This window comes from Pseudomonas arvensis (assembly GCF_056688935.1).
This window is the reverse complement of record NZ_CP162038.1, coordinates 3,296,594-3,316,437: the sequence shown is the minus strand read 5'-3', so window position 1 is coordinate 3,316,437 and position 19,844 is coordinate 3,296,594. Positions and strand designations below refer to the sequence as shown.

The 19,844-nt window shown below is 61.2% G+C and carries 9 protein-coding genes; 4 read left to right on the top strand and 5 right to left on the bottom strand.

Features of this window, described 5'->3' with window-relative positions; translation table 11 throughout:
- The first annotated feature begins 2 nt into the window (after nt 1–2).
- Nucleotides 3–2,378 carry an efflux RND transporter permease subunit gene (locus AB3G88_RS14695; protein WP_112195637.1) on the top strand — a complete coding sequence of 792 codons (2,376 nt, stop codon included), beginning with the start codon at nt 3–5 and terminating at the stop codon, nt 2,376–2,378.
- A gap of 52 nt (nt 2,379–2,430) precedes the next feature.
- Here the strand turns inward: AB3G88_RS14695 and AB3G88_RS14690 are convergent, their stop codons facing one another.
- Both AB3G88_RS14690 and AB3G88_RS14685 read right to left on the bottom strand, forming a co-directional pair.
- A complete protein-coding gene (locus AB3G88_RS14690; RefSeq protein ID WP_480450385.1) occupies nt 2,431–7,344 on the bottom strand; it encodes a coiled-coil domain-containing protein in 4,914 nt (1,637 codons plus the stop codon).
- 190 nt (nt 7,345–7,534) lie between these two features.
- Nucleotides 7,535–12,208 carry a coiled-coil domain-containing protein gene (locus AB3G88_RS14685; protein WP_480450383.1) on the bottom strand — a complete coding sequence of 1,558 codons (4,674 nt, stop codon included), beginning with the start codon at nt 12,206–12,208 and terminating at the stop codon, nt 7,535–7,537.
- A 178-nt stretch (nt 12,209–12,386) separates the two neighbouring features.
- Between AB3G88_RS14685 and AB3G88_RS14680 the strand changes: the two genes are divergently transcribed.
- The 3 genes from AB3G88_RS14680 (at nt 12,387) to AB3G88_RS14670 (ending at nt 14,175) form a co-directional block, all read left to right on the top strand.
- Nucleotides 12,387–12,677: a DUF5629 family protein gene (locus tag AB3G88_RS14680; RefSeq protein WP_112196963.1), complete on the top strand. Its 291-nt coding sequence runs from the start codon at nt 12,387–12,389 to the stop codon at nt 12,675–12,677.
- On the top strand, nt 12,664–13,839 hold the full coding sequence (locus AB3G88_RS14675) for a lactonase family protein (protein WP_480450380.1): 1,176 nt from the start codon (nt 12,664–12,666) through the stop codon (nt 13,837–13,839). The genes AB3G88_RS14680 and AB3G88_RS14675 overlap by 14 nt, the downstream gene beginning before the upstream one ends.
- A gap of 156 nt (nt 13,840–13,995) precedes the next feature.
- Complete coding sequence (locus AB3G88_RS14670) at nt 13,996–14,175, top strand: hypothetical protein (RefSeq protein WP_099583244.1); 180 nt, start codon at nt 13,996–13,998, stop codon at nt 14,173–14,175.
- Nucleotides 14,176–14,194: 19 nt separating this feature from the next.
- Here AB3G88_RS14670 and AB3G88_RS14665 read toward each other — a convergent pair whose 3' ends face one another.
- The 3 genes from AB3G88_RS14665 to AB3G88_RS14655 are packed head-to-tail and all read right to left on the bottom strand — an operon-like array spanning nt 14,195 to nt 19,661.
- Entirely contained in the window at nt 14,195–14,788 is a 594-nt protein-coding gene (locus AB3G88_RS14665; protein ID WP_480450378.1) for a glutathione S-transferase, read from the bottom strand.
- Nucleotides 14,785–18,423 (bottom strand): AAA family ATPase, encoded by a 3,639-nt coding sequence (locus AB3G88_RS14660; RefSeq protein WP_480450376.1) that lies wholly within the window; start codon nt 18,421–18,423, stop codon nt 14,785–14,787. Before AB3G88_RS14660 ends, AB3G88_RS14665 begins: the two co-directional genes overlap by 4 nt.
- Nucleotides 18,420–19,661 (bottom strand): exonuclease SbcCD subunit D C-terminal domain-containing protein, encoded by a 1,242-nt coding sequence (locus tag AB3G88_RS14655; protein WP_480450374.1) that lies wholly within the window; start codon nt 19,659–19,661, stop codon nt 18,420–18,422. Before AB3G88_RS14655 ends, AB3G88_RS14660 begins: the two co-directional genes overlap by 4 nt.
- Nucleotides 19,662–19,844: the final 183 nt, after the last annotated feature.

Here is a 19,844-nt window from a genome sequence, read left to right as displayed (position 1 = left end):
GAATGAGCAGTCATCACAACGATAAAGCGACCTTTCTTGAGCGCCTGATCTTCAACAACCGCCCGGCAGTGATCGTCATCTGCCTGTTGGTAAGCGTGTTCCTGTTCTGGCAGGCGACCCTGATTCGCCCGTCCACCAGCTTTGAAAAGATGATCCCCCTCAAGCATCCCTTCATCGAAAAGATGATGGAACACCGCAACGACCTGGCCAACCTGGGCAACACGGTGCGCATCTCGGTGGAGGCCAAGGACGGTGACATCTTCACGAAGGAGTACATGGAGACCCTGAGGCAGATCAACGACGAGGTGTTCTACATCTCCGGCGTTGACCGTTCTGGCCTCAAGTCGCTGTGGAGCCCCAGCGTACGCTGGACCGAAGTCACCGAAGAAGGCTTTGCCGGCGGTGAGGTGATCCCGCAAAGCTACAACGGCTCGGCGCAAAGCCTCGATCAACTGCGCAACAACGTGCTCAAGTCCGGCCAGGTCGGGCGCCTGGTGGCCAACGACTTCAAGTCGAGCATCGTCGACATCCCGCTGCTGGAGTCCTACCCGGACCCGCAGGACCAGGGCAAGTTGCTGGCCCTGGATTACCGCAAGTTCTCCCATGAACTCGAAGACAAGATCCGCGACAAGTTCGAAGCGCAGAACCCCAACGTCAAGATCCACATCGTCGGCTTTGCCAAGAAGGTCGGCGACCTGATCGACGGGCTGGTGATGGTGGTGCTGTTCTTCGGCGTTGCGTTCGTCATCACCCTGGTTCTATTGCTGTGGTTCACCAACTGCCTGCGCAGCACCATTGCGGTGTTGAGCACCACGCTGGTGGCAGTGGTCTGGCAACTCGGCCTGATGCACTTCTTCGGCTTCGGACTGGACCCGTATTCGATGCTGGTGCCGTTCCTGATCTTTGCCATCGGGATTTCCCATGGCGTGCAGAAGATCAACGGTATCGCCCTGCAATCCAGCGAGGCAGACAACGCGCTGACCGCCGCGCGGCGGACTTTCCGGCAACTGTTCCTGCCGGGGATGATCGCGATTCTCGCTGACGCCGTGGGCTTTATCACGTTGCTGATCATCGACATCGGCGTGATCCGCGAACTGGCCATCGGCGCATCCATCGGCGTGGCGGTGATCGTGTTCACCAACCTGATCCTGCTGCCGGTGGCGATTTCCTATGTCGGCATCAGCAAGCGCGCCATCGCCAAGAGCAAAAAGGACGCAAACCGCGAACATCCGTTCTGGCGCCTGCTGTCCAAATTCGCCAGTGCCAAAGTCGCGCCGGTCTCGGTGTTGCTGGCGTTGGTGGCCTTCGGTGGCGGCCTCTGGTACAGCCAGAACCTCAAGATCGGCGACCTGGACCAAGGTGCACCGGAATTGCGCCCGGACTCGCGCTACAACAAGGACAACAATTTCATCATCAGCAACTACTCCACCAGTTCCGACGTGCTGGTGGTGATGGTCAAGACCAAGGCCGAAGGCTGCTCGCGCTATGAGGCCATGGCGCCTATCGACCAGTTGATGTGGAAGATGCAGAACACCGAGGGCGTGCAGTCGGCGATCTCGCTGGTGACCGTGTCCAAACAGATGATCAAGGGCATGAACGAGGGCAACCTGAAATGGGAAACCCTGTCGCGCAACCCCGATGTGCTGAACAACTCCATCGCCCGCGCCGATGGCCTGTACAACAACAATTGCTCGCTGGCGCCGGTGCTGGTGTTCCTCAACGACCACAAGGCCGAAACCCTCGACCGCGCCGTGCATGCGGTGCAGGACTTCGCCAAGGACAACAACAAGGATGGCCTGGAATTCATCCTCGCCGCCGGTAACGCCGGGATCGAAGCAGCCACCAACGAGGTGATCAAAGAGTCGGAACTGACCATCCTGATCCTGGTGTACCTGTGCGTGGCGACCATGTGCATGATCACCTTCCGCTCGTGGGCGGCGACCCTGTGCATCGTGCTGCCGCTGGTGCTGACTTCGGTGCTGGGCAACGCGCTGATGGCGTTCATGGGCATCGGCGTCAAGGTCGCGACCTTGCCGGTGGTGGCTCTGGGCGTGGGGATCGGCGTGGACTACGGCATCTACATTTACAGCCGCCTGGAAAGCTTCCTGCGTGCCGGTTTGCCGTTGCAGGAAGCCTATTACCAGACACTCAAGTCCACCGGTAAAGCCGTGCTGTTCACGGGCCTGTGCCTGGCGATCGGCGTGTGCACCTGGATCTTCTCGGCCATCAAGTTCCAGGCCGACATGGGCTTGATGCTGACCTTCATGCTCTTGTGGAACATGTTCGGTGCACTGTGGCTGCTGCCAGCACTGGCGCGTTTTCTGATCAAACCCGAGAAACTGGCGGGGCAGAAAGGCAATTCGTTGTTTGCGCACTGATTCCGTCAGCTGCGCACAGACGCCCGATGTCAGCATTATCGGGCGTTGATGATCAGGTGGCTGAGGGCGCGATGGCTAAAAACAGTTGATCCTGAGGCGGCATGATCAACACATACAGGATTTTCTCGATAGGTTCGGCCCCAGGCGATTGTTGGCTGCGTAACCGTGCCTGAACATGCTCTTTGAGCAGGTCCTTTTGCGTGTATTTACGCTGGCTGGCGAGTTTCAGATGGGCCCGGGTGTAGCGGGCTGGCGGTGCATCGGCGGTGGCGTAGTGAAAGTGCGCGTACCAGAGCACCGTCGGCGGCCTTTGTGCTTTGTCATACACGGCGTATTCGGTGAAGAAATCGCCGCCCAGGGTGGGCCGCTGCGGATCTGCCCGGCTGGTGAGGTTGATATCGATTTGTTTTTGCCGCCATAGGTATTCGAGGCTTTCCAGGCTTGGCCACTGGCGTTTATAGGCCTCACTGCACACCCGCTGCGCCATGCGCTCTATATCCCTGGCGTGTGCCCGATAGGTGTCGATCAGGTCCTGCGCTGAAGGTTGGTTGCGGTGAGCGTGCGCGACTTCATCGGCGAGGTCCGTGAGCTTTTTCGCTTGCCCGGTGAGTAACTCGTCCCAGTCCCCGGGGTTGACGTCTTGCCGGGTGATGGCAGATTCCAGCTTCTGTTGTTGTGCGGTGATTACCCGTTCGATCTCTGTGCGTTGCCGGATCAGTTTCTCGCCCTGACTCTTGAGCGTTGCCAGGGGGCGCACACTTGCTGCGGGCGCTGGTGTGGCCAAGGGTTCCTGGACGGTTTCTACCCAGCTGTCAGCATCATAGGGCTCGAACGAGGCCACGGTTTCACCGGTAAAGGTGTTGGTGATGATGAGACGTTCCTGAGGGTGTTGGCTGTCAGCAGGCTTCAGGTCACCGACCAGGTAGTTTCTTTTACGGGTTTTGAAGATGCGTTTTGTCGGCGCTTTCGGCCTGCGCAAGCTTGACGACAACGCTTCGACCTCCAGTGCCTCCTGGCTGCGCGCCACGCTCTCCAGCTCGTTTTCGGCCAGCCTCCGGGCCTGCCTGAGCCCATTCATGAGGCGTTCGGCGACAGGGTGGAGGCGTTCCGGATTGATAAACGTGAGGGCCTCAATGGCGCGCTCGTAGCTGCGGTATGTACCGAGGAGCGTGTCATATAGCATGCGTTGTTGATCGAGAGGGTAGCCGGTGCTGCTGCGTAGTTCTGTGTGCGAAAGCAAGGCTTGGCTCAGGTTCGAATCGGCAAGATGTTTGATGTACAGGGCCTCCAGTGGCAGCGGCTCAACTGCTGATAATTTGACCACTGCCCACGACAGCGGGCCCAGCGCGTGGAGCTCCAGGTTCTCTGAAAAAAAGTTTTGGAGTGAGCCAATTTCTGAAAGCAACTCTTCACGTATCGCACGCCCTGCCACAGAGTCCTGTTCCAATAACTCAAGGGTGGTTTCCATTTCGCGGGAGCGAGCGGCCATACGCTGGATGACGTCTGCCAGTTCAATCGCTCGGGTCACGTATTCGTTGTACGTCCAAGGACGCCCACTCTGCATCTCAGGCAACATCCGTTGACTCATTTGGCTCATGGGCTCGCCACGATCGGTGAATAGAAAGGTTTCTGCCCATTTTTGCAGATGGATATGCAGGCGCAGTTGCTCCTCCCACAGTGTTTTCAGGGTCGCTGCGCGGTCCTGCACGTGGCCACGAGCGCCTGAGTACTTTTCCAGATCCTGTCCCGCCTTGAACAGTTCAATACGCTTGGGTAGTAACAGTGCGTACTGTTGTTCCACCTTTTCCAGAGCAATTTCATAGCGCGTGCGTACCTTTGAATAGCTTGATATCTCTTGCTCGTGTCGAGCTTCAAGGGCCGGTTTTTGCGTGTCGGTGGCTTTATCCAGAAGGTTCCACACCAGTTGCAACGTGCTGATGTGTTGAAGCAGGGTTTTGCGCTCGCTTTTCATCCCATCGAGCAATGCCCTGTACGCGGGCATCGAGTGGGTGAGCTCCACACTGAGCTCTTGAATGCGGCCCAGCAGTTGCTCCCTTTGGAGCCGATTGGCTTCACGTAAAGCCGCCACGCGCTTGGGGCCACCGCCGGTCAGTTTCAGCCCGCGGTCTAGGCTCCAGTGACCGGAACCATCGGTTCGCAGCTTTATCCCAGGGTGGTCGGGTTTATCGGGGTCAATAATGAACACCTCGTTAAAGCCCGGGACGATGCTGACGCGAAACAGCAGGCCACCCACCGACGCATGCCAGCGTTTGTCGAACTTGAACAGCCCGCGTAGAGGGCCGAGCGCGATGGGTTCCGGGGCCGGTTCAGGCCAGGGAATATTGAACCCCAACAGTTTTTTCAGCAGGCGCGCCGAAGCACTGTCGCCGGCCAGTGAGCGGTCAATGTCCAACAGCGTGCGGCCACCACCGGGGGGCTCGGAGGGCAAGCCGACGATGCCCCGCTTAACCACGGCAGAGGCCGGGGGCGCTTGAGTGGATGGGCGGCTCAATGGCCATTGTTCAAGGGCCGGTGGAGCCGGTTCAGCGACGGCGGCGGGCTTTTTTGCCGCCTGGATGGGCAAGCCGAAGTGGATCAACACCATGCTGGTATTGAGCAGCAGGTCGACCCAGGCAAGTTCCCTGGCAGTCGGGTCGTCGCTCTCCAGTGCCGGCACGTCTTGCTTGAGGCTTTGTGCCAGTTGCATGAACCAGCCCACGGCCGCCAACGGTCCGCGTACCAGCATCAACAGCGTATTGAAGCCCAGTTGCATGCCTTCGAGGATCAACGCCCAACGGCTTTCAGCGTTGGAGGTTGAATCGCGGTCGGCCTGGTCCAGCAACTGACGCGCTTCGCACTCAAACAGGTACTCCATCAGTTGGTTGCCATTGAGCGCTTGCAGAATCCGATCGTTGCTTTCATCTCCAGGCAGGGCAAGGGTGGCGGGAGGTGGAATCCTGGGCAAGGGATCGAACTCTGAACCGATCCCGCTGACACGCACGTAATGGGGCTCCTTGAACCCACCGTTGCTGTAGATAGACCGGGCGTCATCTTTCAACCAGGCCAGTACGCTGTCCTGGACCGCGCCAGGTTCGATGATGGCCGCCAGCAGGCTCTCCCGGTCGACGAACTCCAGCAGCGACTCGCGGTACGCGGGGCGATACAGCAGACGCGGTCCCGGCTGCCCGTTGCGCGGCTCGATGATGAACATGTTCTGTACCGTATCCGCCCTGGCGCCGGGCTTGCGCTGAAACGCCAGCACGCGCATCACGATTTCATCTGCACCCGCCCAACGCTCCGAACTGTGGGTGCCAAGCACTGCGTTGACATAGCGCAAACCGCCCGGCGTCAGCCCGGCTTCACCCTTTATCTTGTGCTCCAGGGCCAGGCTTTTCAGGTCGATGGGGCGTTGCTGGCAGAACAGGCGCTTGCGTTGTTGCGCCTCTGCTTCATCACTGAGCAGGCCCTGTTGGATGTAAGCCGGGTAATTGCGGCCGACATCAACGCGCTGCACCAGTTGGAGCAGGTATTGCGGGGTCAGCCAGGGTTCGATTGGCAGCCCTGCCGTGTGCTGCACTGTCATGCGCCCGGCGGGTGTACCGCTGAGGTTCTTCAGGGCCAGGTCGACCAGGCTCATCGGGACGTTCTCGATATAGCCACTTTGCAGCGTGCCCACGGGCACATGGAAGGTCAGGTGCAGGGTGTCGGCCGTGTAAGGCGAGTGGGCAATGTCCGTGCAGGTGCGCTCGCCATGCAGGGCGGTATTTCGATCCAGGCACAGTTGATGGTTCAGGTGCCGGGTGGCGTAGGTGCGGATATCGTCCAGCCCGTCGAGGTAGCCTTTGCCGTGTGTCAGGCGTTTGAGGTTGGCTTGTTCGAGCAGGCGTTGATGAAAGGCAAAGCGGTCGGCAGGCGAGGCGTCGCGTAGCCAGTCAGGAAGGGCGGCCTGGATCGGCAGCAGTGTTTGGCCGGGCATACGCGGCGCGTGGCTGAACAGCTCGGCCGGATCAGTCAGGGCGTCAAACTGCGTCTCCAGCCTATGGACGGTGCTGTCGGCGGGCAGGTGTATGCGAGCCAGCGCGTCCAGTTGTTGATTCAAGATGAGGGCGGCTTGCACCTCGAAAATATCGCCGTCGGGTTCGTACTGACGCCAGGTGATCGTATCGGCGATCCATTGCGCTTGCATGTGCTTACCCCAGGCTTCACCGAAAGCATCCAGGCTGGCATAGGACAGGATCTGGCCTGACAAGGCACACCAGAACACGCGGCTGCCACTGACCACCAGGATATCGCTGGCCTGCAGTGTCAGCGTGGTGTTCCCGCGCACCAGCTGGGTTTCCAGGGTGTACGCGTGAATCGCGTTATCGGGCCACAACCGTTCGGACCTGGCTTCTCGGCTGGGACAGTCGGCCAGGGTGCTGAGTATTTGCAGTTGCTGGGCATCATCAGCGGATTGGCGCACGGCCGAGGTGCTCAGCCGGCCTCGCAGCACACTTGCCAACCATTGCCAGCGGCTGCCGCCAGCATCGCTGTTCTGCTCCCAGTAGGTGGCCAGCGCCTCTTGCGCGCCGACAAACAGAATCAGGGGCAGCTCGCGTATCGCGTCTTCAAAGACATGCCGGTCATAGCTGCGCTCGCCATTGGCTTGGAAGGTGAGCCGGGTACCGGTTTTGTCGCTCACGTAAGCGTCCAGTCCGTAGCGAAACGACAGATCGGGAAAACTGCCGTCGGCAAGATGTTGGAGCGCCACGTCCAGTAGCGGACGCAGGCCTCGGCCGCCACCTTCGCGGGGTAGCGCCAGGCAAAGACCTGAGAGGGGAATGGATAACAGCGGCGGATATTTTTCTTCCAGGGTGCTGGCCAGCATTTGAGCGACGACTGAGCGCAGTGAGGGCCGCGTGGAAAATTGCGCGGCTACGACTTTTTTCAGCAGGTTTTCGGCCGGACTTGGCGGGATGACAGGCATGGACATCTTCCTTTACGTGGATAAGTGAATGCCTTCGTAAAGTAAGATCAACCGCACGCCCGATGTGGTAGCCCGATATGATCGGAAGGCTTTACGGCAACGCGCGCGAGGCTGATCAACCCCGCGCGCGTAGTAACGACCAGACACGCCAGTGCTTATGCGCGCGTGCTGTTAGTGGGATGTTCTGGCCTCAGGGTTCGAGCGACAAAAACCAGCGCTCGGCCAACGCCTTGCCGATCAGCCCACGGTGTACATCCACCACCGTCTGCGGGCTCTGAGCCTGGGCCAGTAACGAGTAGTAGCTCTGCGTTCGTTGCGCAGCGGTTTTCAAGTGGGCGGCGGTGTAGCCGGCCTTGGGTGTATTGGCGGCCGGGTAGTGAAAGTGCGCGAACCACAGCGGTTTGCCTTGCTGGTCATTCACCGCGTATTCCTGGATGAAGTCCCGACGCTCGCCTTTTAACTGAAACCGTACATTCCACCTGGACACGCTGACCTGTTTTTCGCCGATCAGGTATTCAAGGTTGCCGTGAGTCGGCGGCAGTTCCAGGCTCAATTGAATACGCAGGGCCTTGCCGCGAGCGCTCAGGCGTCGTCCGGCTTCACGCAGGTCGGCCACCAGCGTCTGGTCCGCGACGGTGCGGGCGCTTTCGGCCTGGGCCTGAATCAGCCGGTCCAGCTCGGTGGCCAGCTTGTCGTAGCGGACCGCTTCGTACTGCAGGATCTCCTCGACCTCTTGCGGATGCTTGCAGATTTTCGTGTAGTCGTCGCCCCGACGCAGGTGCTCTTCAACCATCGCCAGCAGCTTGCGCGCATTGCCTTTGACCAGGCCGAACTCGCGCGGGGCAGCGGGCGGCTGGGCAGGCGTTGCTTCGACGAACTCGACCCAGTCGTCACCGTCCTGCGAGTACATTCCCAGCAGTTGGTCGTTGGCTTCGTCTCGCACCTCGACGATTTCCACGTTACCAACGGGTTTTACCTCGCCGATAAGCGTGGCCTTTTTTCGGGTCCGAATGACCTTTTTTGCGGGTCTTCCCGTGACCGCGGCAGGGCGCCGGGGTGGCCGGCGGCTGGTTTGGGCAGGAGGTTTGACTTCGCTGGCCAAGCGTCGCGTGACGTCCTGGTAGAGCTCATCGAGCAAGGTGAACAGTTTGCTGTTGTAGGTCGGGTCCAGCACGCCGGCGTCAACGATGCCCAAGCCCTGCAACGAATCCAGGGCGCGACCATAATGCTCTACCAGGCTCTCCAGCACACTCAGGCGATCACTGGCCGACAGTTCCAGCCTGTTGAGTTCACTGTGGGTGCGCAAATGCTGTTGCAGCGGCTCGACAATGGTGTCAAACGCAATGAAAAGCGGATGCTGGATGTCTTTGACGACCAGCAGTTTCAGGCAGCGGATTTGCAGATCCTTGATGGCCAGGGCGCTGTTCTCGTTCGGTCGGTCCGGAGTCAAGCGTTTGAACGCGTCGGCACCGGAGGAGCCGAGATTGAATAACTGCTCCAGATGACGATCCTCGGACTCAAGCCCGCGCATACTGCGTTCATTGATGTCCAGCATTTGATGGAGGAACTGCCGATAAACCATCGGTTCGCTGAGCACCGCCCGGTACAGGGCGGCGCTATCACGGGTGAACGAAGGATGGGCGCGGTAGAGTGCTTGCCTGTCTGTTTCTGCGACCACCACATGTTTGCGGGCGTTATTGATGGTGTTCTCCAAAAGCGCCAGGGTGCTCTTGAGCGGCAGTGGAATGTTCAGATCGTTGCGTTCCTGGGCGCTGTTGAGGATCTTCAGGTAATCGCGGGTCTGGGTTCTGAGGGCGTCGTCGAAGTGCTTGCGCGCGTTGGCCCGCTGCACCTCGCTGAATCGGGCATTCTGTTCGGCGTTTTCCATCGCGGCCTGGGCCGCGTCCACTGTGCGTTGCCGTTCCTGTTGGTTTGCCAGCATCTGCTCATACTCACCTTGCAACTCACTGATACGCAGTGCCTTGCGCTGGCGTTCGGCGGCAATCCGTTTTGGCGGCATGCCCCCGTGTAGCCGCAACCGGGTATCGACGGACCAGACACCCTGTGCGTTGGTACGCAGGTAGGGGCCGCGCCGCTTGCTGTCGGCATGGTCGACGATCACCACGCTGCCATCGTCGTCCAGAACGACCCGGAACAGGTCCCCCTCAACCTGGGCGTGCCAGTGGTTTTCGATCAGGTACAAGCCTCTGCGTGGGCCGTTCAACACGGGCTGGGGCAAGGTGGGTGGCGTGGCGACTTTAAATGCCGCAAGGCGCATACGCTGGCTTGGTGTGAGGCGCTGGCTTGCCTGGGCGAAACTGAAATCCAGGGCCGTACGGTTGTCGCGCGGCAGTTTTCCGGCCAGGGCCACGGTGCCTTGGCGCCGCTGCGGGGAAGGCAGGGGCGGCCAGCGCGAGGCATCACGGCGAGGTACGGGTGCGTGCAAAGCCCGTTGCCGGATGGCCGGGGCCAACGGTGGTGGTCGTGTCTGCACCGATGGGAAGTCCAGCAACGCCATCGCGACGTTGAGCAACAAGTCGATGGCGCCCTGTTCGCGGTCGAGGGGGGGCTGGCTGCTGAGGGCCTGGATATCCCGGGTAACGCTGGCGAACAGGGTCAGTAACCATCCGGTAAGCATCGCCGGGCCACGCAGTACCGGCAACAGCAGGCTGCCGAACAGCAAGCTTGCGCCTTCCATCAACACTTGCCAGCGGCTTTCGTTGTTGGACACCGACGCGCGTTCGGCCTGATCCACCAGGGCCCGGGCGTGGTCGCTGAACAGGTAGCGCATCAATTGCCCGGTCACGAGGCATTGTTGCAGTTCATCGTTGAGGCCATTGCCGGCGAGGGTCGCCGGCGGCGGCGTGTGCAGTGGCGCGAATTCGTCGCCTTGGCCAAAGCGCACGTAATGGGGTTGGCGAAAGCCGCCCTGGTCGTAGATCGGCCGCACGTTGTCGGGCAGCCAGGTCAGCACGCTGGTTTGTAACGCTCCGGGCTCGGCGATGGCCTCGAACAGCGCAGCACGGTTGGCGAACTCGCGCAGCGGTTCGGCATACAGCGGTCGATACAGGAGGTGCGGGCCACTCTCAAGATTCTGGTACTCAATGAGGTACATGGCGCTGACCGTATCCGCTGGGGCGCCTGGGGCACGCGAGAATGCCAGGTGACGAATCGCCACGGGATGGTTGTTGACGTGCTGGTCTGCACTCTCGGGCTGCATCAACGCGTCGACCATGTTGACGCCTTGGGGCGTCACGCCGGCCGCGCCCTGGAGGCTCAGTTCCAAGGCCAGCAACGGCAACTGCACTCGCTGTTGATCGGTAAACAGGACTTCGCGTCGCTGTGCGTCAGGTGTGTCGCTCAGCAGGGCTTGTTTAAGCTGCAGGGGGTAGTGTTTGCCGATGTCGACTTGTTCGATCAAGCCATCACTGCCCGTGAGGTACTCCGCCGTCAACCAGTCCGGCAGTGGGGTGCCGTGGCGATGGGCAATCGACAGTTGGCCGCTGGGACGGGCGGACAGGTTATTGATGGCCAGTTCGGTGAGGCTCATGTTCACGTGTTCGACGATACCGGCGCCGCCGGGGTAACCGGCGGCCACCACGAACGTCAACATCACATCATCGGGGTGCAATGCAGCCTGGGGCGCGGGGGCTGCGGCCCTGGCGGCCTCGCGCTGCAACGCTTGCTGCAGGGCGCGGACCGTGTAGGTGTGGATGTCGTCAATGTCACTGAGGAAGGTGCGTCCTTGCGCCCGCTGCTTTGCGCTGGCCAGGGCCAGGCTGTATTGCCGGTAACGGGAACGATCGGCGGGGAGCGCATCGCGCAATGGGTCGGGCATGAGCGCCCGCACGGTCCTGAGGTGCGGCAGGCGGTCTGGCGGGGCATCGATAAAGTATCGCCCTGGGTCGGTGAATTCGCGGTACAACGCTTGCAGTGTCGCCGGGCTTTGATCCAGTGGCAGGTTCAGGTCGGCAAGGTTTTCCAGTTGCTGGTTGAGGATGATCGCTGCCTGGTGGTCGAAGATCGAGCCTTCGGGTTCGTAGCGATTGCAGGTGATTGTCTGGGCTTGATACTGCGCGCTGATGCGCTGTTCCCAGGCGGTGGTGAAGTCATCCAGGGACGTAAAGTGTTCAACCCGGCCACTGGGTGTACACAACAACACCGGCGCTTGGCCGTTGATGACGCGGGTCAGCAGCAGGTGCTCGGGAAGCAGGCGAGCACTGCGGCCCTTGTTATGAAGTGTGGTCTCGATACCGTAGGCCATCACGGCATGCTCACCGTAGCGTGCCATGCGTTGGGCGCGGTCTGGGGTGGTGGTGAGCTGGTCGAGGGTTTGGCGGGCTGTCTCATCCAGCGTCGGCTGGCCGAGAGCGGCGGCCTGCAAGGTGCTCCTGAGCATATCGCTGAGCCAGCGCCAGCGGCTGACACCGTTGTCCGCGTCCTCATTCCAGAAGCGGATCAACACGTCCTGCAGGGCAATCGGCAGGGTGGCGGGCAATTCCCGGATCACGTCTTCGATGACCTTCATGTCCAGCTTTTCTGTAGTGGTACCCGGCAGCTTCAGGGGCTTGGGCGGAGCGTCGGACAGGTAATAGGCGGTGTCATTGACGTCACTGAAGTCCAGTGGGCCATTGCTGCCCAGGTACTGGTAGACGACGTCTATCAAGGGTTGGAGTTTCCAGCCACCGGAGGGCTGTGGAATGGCCAGTCGGGTAAGGGACAGGTCGATCGCCAATGAGGGGTAGCGTTCATTGATGGCACCCAGGAGCAGAGGGCGGATGATTGTTTCCAGGGCTGCGAGGCCAGCAAATTGCTGGCTCACCACCTGGGCCGTCAGGTCTTCAGGGAGGGCAGGAGAGGGCATGGGCGTAAAAGTCCTTTTCTAGGGCGCGCCGCCTGGATCAGGCGAGGTCATTTCAGCCAAGCATGGTGTCTGTGGGCGGGCCGCAGGCGGTAGCCGGCTATGGCCGGGCAACGCGAAGGAAGAAAGGCGTGAAGGATTGGCCTATCATCAGTGTCTTTCTTGCTGATGAATGACCCTGATGACTGCTAAGACCTTGCTGGCTGAACTTGCCACCAGCGCCATGCTTGAAATCGATGGCCTGCATGCCTTTGAGTTTCACCTCGATGCCCAGAAACTGCTGATCACCGCCATGGACGGCCGTGCGGAAAAACGCTGGGAGTTCAGCACGGCTCAGGTGCAGGCGGCTACTTTCGACACCACCTTGCAAAGCTGGCTCCTTACCGGTGATTCGGGCGAGCACCGCCTGATCTGCATGAGCGGCTTCACCGGCAACAATAACGACGAGGATGAAGCCGATGATGATGCGTAAATTCTGGCCCCTGTTGATGGCCGGCAGTGTCGGTGCGATGTCGGTGCAAGCCGCCCCGGCCGACACCTATGAACTGTTGGTCGGCAGCTACACCGCCGGCAGCAGTGAGGGTATCTACCGCCTGCAATTCGACAGCCGTACCGGCCAGCTCCAGGGCCCGCCGGTGCTGGCGGCCAAGGCAGCCAACCCGTCATGGCTGACGGTCTCCAAAGACCAGAAGCACCTGTTTGTGGTCAACGAAAACGGCCCTGGCCAGACGGACGCGGTAGGTCGGGTCAGCAGCTACAGCATTGATCCGAAGAGTCATCAGCTCACCCTGATCAACCAGGTGCAGAGCCTGGGTAACGAGCCGACGCACTCCAGCGTCGCCGGGGACGGACGTTACCTGTTTGTCGCCAACTATTCCGTGCTGGAAGATCCGGGCGGCAGCCTGGCGATCCTGCCGGTGGACGCCACCGGCAAACTGTCGGCACCGGTGCAGTTGAGCGGGCACCCGGCCAGTCGGGTAAACCCCGAGCGCCAGGCGTCCAACCATGTGCACTCGGTGGTGTCGTCGCCAGATGGCAAGTATGTGTTCGTGCAGGACCTGGGGGCGGACAAGCTGTTTGCCTACCGCTACGATCCCAAGGCCAATCACGAATTGCCACTGACCCCGGCCAATCCGTCCTCGGTGCAATTACCGCCCGGCAGCGGTCCGCGTCACTTGCTGTTCAGCGCCGATGGCAAACACGCCTGGCTGACCACCGAGATGAGCGCGCAGGTCGCGGTGTTCGATTATCACGACGGTAAGCTCACGCAGACACAATTGGTGGAGTTCGCTGCCGGGCAACCGGTCTCCGACAAGGCGGGCGCCGCGCTGCACGCCTCCGGTGATGGCAAATTCCTGTATGTGAGCAACCGTGGCACCGCCAACCAGCTGCTGGTGTTCAGCATCGACCCGGCGACCGCGCACCTCAAGGAAGTCCAGCGCCGCTCCGTGGAAGGTGACCACCCGCGTGAGTTCAGCCTGGACCCGAGCGGCAAGTTCCTGCTGATCGCCAACCAGAAGAGCAATGAAATCGTGGTGGTCGAACGTGACCCCAAGACCGGCCTGCTGGGTAAAACCGTGCAGAAATTACCGATTGATGCCCCTAGCGACCTCAAGTTCCTGGTGCGTCAATAAGCCACAGGCCCCGCACTGCGGGGCCTGAGCCTTTCTATTAATTGTGTTGATAGCGGCTAGTGTTTCAAAGCATTTCTAAGGTTCAACCCTCGGGCGTAAGTTGGGTTCCAAGGCCTTCACCGGCCACCCAACCAAACGCACACAAGGGTTACCGACATGAACTTCAATCTCTTCTCGATCATCGCCGCCTCTGCTGTTTCCGCCACCGTGGCCTTGCCCGCGTCCGCCAGCGTGGACGTCAGTGGCAAACAATCGAGCACCAGCGCCTACACCCAGAAATACCTGCAACAAAGCGCCAACTTCTATGCGGCCCTGGATCACAAGACTCAGCACTGAACGCCAGGGTGTGCGGGGCTTAAGCTTTTGCCATCACCGTGAGAAACAGCGGCGAGTCCAGAAAACGTTGTAGCCAAACCGCTAGCCGCTGATACGGTGCCCCTGCAAACCACTCCCGATCCACATGGGCAAACTGGCGCACAAACGGCGCCAGTGCCACATCGGCCAGGCTCAAATGGTCGGCCAGCAAGTAGTCGGTCTCCGCCAGCAAGTCCTCAAGCTTCTGCAAAAATACGGCGCCCTCGGCCCGATAATGCTCCATTGGCTGCTCGGGGTAGCGTTCGGCATATTTGTATCGATTCAAATGATGTTTGAACGCTGAATCGTTCTCGGCAATCAACTCCAACACCCTGGCATCGCCCTGCAGCAACCAATCGTCAGGGTCGTTCTGCGCCAGCGCCCACTGCATGACCGCCAGGCTCTCGTCGATGACCTGACCGTCCACACTCAACACCGGCACCGTGCCCTTGGGCGACAGCGCCAGCATCTCTGCCGGCTTGGCTTTCAGGCTCACCTCGATGATCTGCACCGGCACGCCCGAATACCCCAAGGCCAGGCGTGCGCGCATGGCGTACGGGCACCGGCGAAACGAATACAGCAGCGCCTCACTCACTTGACCTCCAGGGTGCTCAGGCCATTGCCCTGGCGCTTGACCTGGATCTGCACGGGGATGCGCTCATGCATTTCCTGCACGTGGGAAATCACCGCGACTTTGCGGCCCTGGGCCTGCAAGCCGTCCAGGGCATCCATCGCCAATTGCAGGGACTCCGGGTCGAGGCTGCCGAAGCCTTCGTCGATAAACAGCGACTCGATCTTCAGCGTGCTGGACGCCATCGACGCCAGGCCCAAGGCCAGCGCCAGCGACACCAGGAACGTCTCGCCGCCGGACAAGGAATGCACCGAGCGCAGCTCATCACCCATTTCCGTGTCCATCACCAGTAACCCGAGCATGCTGCCACCGCGCTTGAGGCGGTAGCGGCGCACCAGTTGGCGCAGTTGCACGTTGGCGTGATGCACCAGCAGGTCAAGGTTGTAGGCCTGGGCGATCTTGCGAAACGTATCGCCAGTGGCCGAGCCGATCAACGCATTCAAGCGCGCCCAGCGTTGCCACTCTTCATAGGCCTGGGTGATGCGCTCGGCCAGCGCATCGTTGGCATCCTGGCGGCGTTGGTCCTCGGACTGACGCGCACGCAGTTCAGCCACCTGTTTTTCGCCTTCAGCCAATTGTTGATTGAGGCTGACCAGGGCGCTGTCCAATTGCTCGGCATCCAGGTTGCCATTGTGCGAAGCCTGATGTTCGGCGAGGCGTTGCTCGCGCTCTTGCAGCAGGACCTTGACTTGTTCGACGGCCTTTTCGCTGGCCTGCAGCTGTTGGCGCAGTGCGCTGACCTGGGCGTCGTCGAACGCCAGAAGCCGGGTCAGGCCAGTGTCATCCAACTCAGGGTGCAGGGCGCGCCACTGTGTGAGGCGTGTTTCGAGTTCCTGCCGTTCAGCGTCCAGGGTGTGCTGACGTTCCTGGCGGGATTTGAGGTCAGCGGCGAGTTGGATCAGCTCGTTGTGGATGACCTGCAACTGTTGGTTGGCGTCGGTTTCGCTCTGGCGCGACTGCACCACGGCCTGCTCCAGTTGTTGCTGCCACTGTTCAGCGCTCGCGTGCTCGCCCAGCAGTGTACGGAGTGTGTCCTGGGCCACCTGTTGCCGGGCCGCCAGCTCGGTGAATTGCTGGTTCAGCGCATCGAGTTGCTGCTGGCGATGCTGCTGGTGGGTGTGTTCTTTCTCGATGGCCTGCTGGCGCTCCTGTTGCTCGGCCAGTTCATCGTGCTGATGACCCAGTTGCTCAAGGCGCTGGCTCACCTGCTGGTCGAGCAACATAAAGGTCGCGGCCGGTTCGTTGCGCAAGCCTTCGAGGGTGTCGGCCGGCAGCAGGCTGGCGAAGGCCTGGAGTTCTTCATCAAGACGCTCGCGGTCGTTGGACAGCTCGCGCTGCTGGTCCAGCATCAATTGGCGGGCCTGCTGGCTCGCCTCCTGGGCCAGTTGCAGTTGCTGCTGCAGGCGCCCGGCGTTCTGTTGCAGGTTGAGCAGGGCGCCCTGGCGTTGTTCGTCCTGGGCAATGCTCTGCGTCAGTTGGCTTAGTTGCTGGGTCAACCAGTCGCTGCGTTTGGCCGCGTCCTGGTTGAGCAGCGAGGCGGACAACGGGTGAGCTTCAAGGCTCGGCGCAAGGCCCTGTTGCTGGATTGCCAACTGCTCTTGCTGTTGCAGGAATTCCTTTTGCTGGGCAATCAAGCCGCCCACTTCAGCGCGCAATTCGGTGAGTTTTTCCTTGAGCGCGTCGACGGCTTTCTGCGCCGTGGCCTCCTCGTTTTCATCGTGGCGGCCGAGGCTGTGCAGCAACGCTTCGGGTTGGTGATAGGGGTGCTCATGGCTGCCGCAGACTGGGCAGGGCTGATCATCTTGCAACTGTTCGCGCAGCTCTTCGACGCTGGCACTGCGCGCCAGGCGCTGGCGTTCCAGCAATTGCCGGGTGACCGTCAACGTCTGCTCGGCGACCGCCAGTTCGGCCTTGGTGTGCAGGCCGGCCTGGTTCAGTTGGTCCCGTTGCTGCGCGGCGTCGGCGAGCTTTTGCGTGAGGGCAGCGGCGTGCTGGTCCAGCTGCTGTTGGCTGTCCCACAGGCGCGTCAGGTCTTCGAAGGCGCGCTGTTGCTTGCGATTGTCTTGCAGCAGGCTGGCCAGCAGTTGCACCTGTTCGGCCACGGCGTGGGGTTCGGCGCCGGCTTCTTGATAGAGCAGGTCGAGGGCTTCGCGTTGCTGGGCAAACGTGTCGGCCGAGGTGGTGGCGCGTTCTTGCAGTTGAGGCAGTTCGGCCTGGCCTTTGTTCAGGCGGTTGCCGATCAGCATCAGCTGTTGCAGGCGGTCGCGGTAGGCGTTCCAGGCTTCGCTCAGGGGGGCGAGGCTGGCACTGCGCTCAAGCTCGGCAGACAAACGTTGCAGGCGCTCGGCAACCTGGGTGTGTTTGTCTTGCAGGCCCTTGAGCAGGGCGTGGCCCTCGGTGCAGGCGGTTTCCTGCTGCTGTTTTTCCTCCGTGCGCTTGGCCAAGTCACGGGTCAAGTGGGCGAGGGTGCTTTGCGCTTCGAAGGCCTGGCGCAATAGCGGCGCCGCGTCTGCTTGGTTGCTCAGCGCTTGAGCCAAGGCACTTTGTGCCGTCGCTTGTTGCAGCTGCGCGTGTTGCTGACGGGCGTGCAGGGCGTTTTGCTGCTCGATGTGCTGCTGAATCTGCGCTGCCAGCGGGGTCAGCAACGTGCCGAGTTCAGCCTGTCGTGCAAAGTGATGGCGTTGCGGCGCCAATTGTTCCAGCCGGCTCAGGTCCTGGCGTTGCGGGCCCTGGCTATCCCAGTCGCGTTGGGCGCGATGCAACTGTTCGGTGGCACTGAGTTGGCGTTCCTGCCATTCGTGCAGTTCCTTGAGCCAGGTGTGCTGCAATTCCAACTGCTTTAGCTGGGCCTGCTGAGACTTGAAGTGCTGCTGGGCGTCGGCCAGTTGCTGATCCAGCTCGGCGCGGGCTTCGGCGGCCAGGGGGACCACGCCAGTGGCCTGATCCTGCAGCTGCTTGTGCGTGTCCTTGGCGTCCTTGGCCTTGTCGAATGCGCGGCGCCCCAGTTGGGTATAGAGCGCGGTATCGGTGAGCTTTTCCAGCAGTTCGCTGCGCTCGTTGTCGTTGGCCTTGAGGAAGGCGCTGAACTCACTCTGGGCCAGCAGTACGGCGCGGGTGAATTGCTCGAAGTTCAGACCCAGGGCCAGTTCCAACTGGGTCTTGTATTCGGTCTTCTGGCTGGCCAGCAGTTGGTCGCTGTCCAGGTCCATCAGGCTTTGCCGGCTGTTCTGCAGCTTGCCGCTGGCTTTGTCGCGGGCGCGATTGGCTTCCCAGCGCGCACGGTAGCGGCGGCCACTGACGCCGACAAAATCCACCTCGGCATAGCCGCCGCCGGTGCCACGACGGATCAGGGTGCGTGGATCGCCGATGGAAATATCGGTGTCGGCATCGGGCATCTTGGCCTGGCCGGTATCGCCCAGGCGCGGCACGGCGCCAAACAGCGCCAGGCACAGTGCATCGAGCAACGTGCTTTTACCGGCGCCGGTCGGCCCGGTGATGGCGAACAGACCCGCACTGGCCAGGGGCTCGGCGGTAAAGTCGATTTCGAACGGGCCGGCCAGGGAGGCGAGGTTTTTCAGGCGGATGGCGAGGATCTTCATGGCTGTTCCTCCTGCTGTTGCACTTCCTGGAGCAGCACGGCGAAGTCCTTCAAGGTCTGTTCATCCACTTCGCTGCCGTAGCTGTCCTGCCAGGCGCGGCTGAACAGCTCTTGGGGCGTGAGTTGGTCGAGTTCGATCAAGCGCTCTTCGTCAGTGGCATCGCTGCCGCGTTTGCCGGCGTACTCGGCGGCGATGCGCACCAGGCGCACGGCCTTGCCTTGCAGGGCGGTTTCGATTTGCTGGCGCAGGTCCGGTTGCGGTTCGTCGAGGCGTACACGCACTTCCAGCCAAGGGTGGCGCTGGGTTTCGGCGAGCAGGTCGATATCGGGCAGCTCTGCCAACTGCTTGAGGATATCCGCCAGCGGCGCGGCTTCGAGGCGTTGCAGGTCGACCGAGCGGGGAATCAGCAGCGGTTCGACACTCACCAGGCATTGGCCCTGGAAGGTCACATCGAGAATCTGGTGCTTGTAGCCGATCTCGGAAAACGACAGCGGAATCGGTGAGCCGCTGTAGCGAATGCGCTCTTCGCCGTTGACCTTTTGCGGCTTGTGCAAATGACCGAGGGCAACGTAGGCGACACTTTTGTCGAACAGTTTGGCGGGCAGTGCCTCGGCATTGCCGATGATCAGGCTGCGCTCGGAGTCTTCCGACACCGAACCACCGGCCATGTGTGCATGGCTAATGGCAATCAGTGCCTGGCCTTTTTTGCGTTTGGCGTTGGCGGCGGCGATCAGCCATTCATGTACCTGGCCGATTCCACGCAGGTAATCGTCACCCAGCTGGGCGCCGGTGACTTCCGCTGGCCGCAGGAAGGGCAGGGCCAGGCACCAGGCGGCGATCTTGCCTTTGGCATCCGGCAGCGGGATCAGCAGGCGCTCGGCATCCAACTGCCCGTCATCCAGCCACAGCACGCGGCCCAGGGCATGGGTGCGCAGGCGGCGCATCAGAGGCGCGGGCAACTCGATGCGCGAGCCGGAATCGTGGTTGCCGGCGATCATCACGATGGTCAGGTTGGGGTTTTGTTCATGGGCGCTGATGATGAAGTCATACAGCCGCTCCTGGGCCTTGAGCGGCGGGTTGACCGTGTCGAAGATATCGCCGGCGATCAGCAGCGAATCGGGGCCGTGCAGTTTCAGTTGGCCCAGCAGCCATTCAAGGAAACAGGCGTGTTCGAAGTCGCGTTCCTGGCCGTGCAGGTTTTGGCCCAAGTGCCAGTCGGAGGTATGAAACAGACGCAAGGCGAACTCCGTGAGGAAGAGGAAAAGGAGGGGAGTTTACCTGTATTGCGAACACGCTGCTCCAGACGACGCCGATCCAATGTGGGAGGAGGCTTGCCTCCGATGGCGGTGGGTCAGCCTGCTCTTTTTTGACGGACCCACCGCCATCGGGGGCAAGCGCCCTCCCACAAGGGTTATGCGGTG

Bases quoted from the DNA above. Each gene is read 5' to 3' on its own strand.
- AB3G88_RS14695 (WP_112195637.1), top strand. From the start codon at position 3: ATGAGCAGTCATCACAACGATAAAGCGACCTTTCTTGAGCGCCTGATC.
- AB3G88_RS14690 (WP_480450385.1), bottom strand. From the start codon at position 7,344: ATGCCTGTCATCCCGCCAAGTCCGGCCGAAAACCTGCTGAAAAAAGTC.
- AB3G88_RS14685 (WP_480450383.1), bottom strand. From the start codon at position 12,208: ATGCCCTCTCCTGCCCTCCCTGAAGACCTGACGGCCCAGGTGGTGAGC.
- AB3G88_RS14680 (WP_112196963.1), top strand. From the start codon at position 12,387: ATGACTGCTAAGACCTTGCTGGCTGAACTTGCCACCAGCGCCATGCTT.
- AB3G88_RS14675 (WP_480450380.1), top strand. From the start codon at position 12,664: ATGATGATGCGTAAATTCTGGCCCCTGTTGATGGCCGGCAGTGTCGGT.
- AB3G88_RS14670 (WP_099583244.1), top strand. From the start codon at position 13,996: ATGAACTTCAATCTCTTCTCGATCATCGCCGCCTCTGCTGTTTCCGCC.
- AB3G88_RS14660 (WP_480450376.1), bottom strand. From the start codon at position 18,423: ATGAAGATCCTCGCCATCCGCCTGAAAAACCTCGCCTCCCTGGCCGGC.